Source organism: Agrobacterium sp. MCAB5, assembly GCF_052114365.1.
Taxonomy (GTDB): domain Bacteria; phylum Pseudomonadota; class Alphaproteobacteria; order Rhizobiales; family Rhizobiaceae; genus Agrobacterium; species Agrobacterium tumefaciens.
Genome location: NZ_JBFREP010000035.1, coordinates 1 through 1,263, shown reverse-complemented (window position 1 = coordinate 1,263; position 1,263 = coordinate 1). Strand labels below are relative to the sequence as shown.

General features: G+C 53.2%; 2 pseudogenes. Both read right to left on the bottom strand.

Annotated elements, in window-relative coordinates:
• Positions 1-180 (bottom strand): annotated as a pseudogene (locus AB4Z23_RS27090) (IS110 family transposase); the annotation flags it as partial.
• 101 nt (positions 181-281) lie between these two features.
• Positions 282-542: pseudogene (locus AB4Z23_RS27085) on the bottom strand (transposase); the annotation flags it as partial.
• Positions 543-1,263 lie beyond the last annotated feature (721 nt).

The window sequence follows — 1,263 nt, the reverse complement described above, 5'->3', positions numbered from 1 at the left end:
GTGATGAGCCGTGGCGCACGCCTCAACCCCAATCAAACAGGGTGGCAGGTGATCGAAAAAGCTGATGATCTCCGATCGCCGGAGCTTCCTCCGCAGAACAGTATCGCCCTTTTGATCGACGCCGTGGACCTGAAAAACGTGCTTGGCGATATCCAGGCCGACTGTGATAACTTCCTTCATGGACGGTTCTCCCGATTGTGACCTTTGACAGCCACAGTATGCCACAACAGTGTTGGGTGCGGAGGCCGTCCACCTCATCACTCCACCACCAGGCCTTAGAGCTTTCGCCGAATRACATCCTGCAACRTCTCACGGTCCAGCGTCAGGTCCGCGACGATCTTCTTCAACCGCGTATTCTCGTCCTCGAGCTGCTTCAGCTTCTTCATCTCCGGCGGCAGCATGCCCGCGTATTTTTTCTTCCAGTTGAAATAGGTCGCCTGGCTGATACCTGCCTTCCGGCAGATCTCCRCCACCGACACKCCTTCATCACCCTGCTTCAGAATGAACGCCYTCTGTRCGTCCGAAAACTGCGATGCTTTCATCRTCTTCCGTTCCTTTCCCAGCCAGGAAAATGCWCCGGAAAACTCTAACCAAAAACGGTCCAATTTGAAGGGTTCAGATCAAGACAATCCGACACCTCCGCCACATTGGTTGTAGTGGGCTACATTCTCCAAGAACTGCTCATTCTATCGAAAAACGATCGCAATCGGCGGACGCACGACATTGAAATTTCCGAAATGCTTTGAGCCGGTAGGCCAATGAAATAGGCTACCTGATCAACATGTGCCGGTTTCGTCGATGATGGCAGTCGTGCATCATGCTGTTCGATGTCAATTCGCAGCACCATTCCTGGGGACGCTATCTTCAGGCTGATGAGCCGGGAACTGGACGTGTCAGGTGAAAGGACTTAGATGAGGCGTTTCTTGTTGATGTGGGCCTCTGGGATTTTGTTGGACTCCAGTGATGCAGGCTCTGCGGTAGCGCAGAGCATCGCTGGAGCAAGCCAGACGCTTGACGGACTGTACGACTGTCACACACCCTATCAGAAATACCTCGCCAAGCGACTGACACGTTTTCGATGAACGTCATTTCTGTGCGTACCTCACGGTTTTCGAAGCGAAAACGACCGCGACGTCACCACGCAAGCTTTCCCCTGCCACATATTAACCAGAGTGCCGCTCGCAACGGTTCCTGCCGATCCTGTTGCTTGTCCGCTCTCCAGTGCGCAACTGTCTGAAACCAGAATAATGAACAATCTGACAT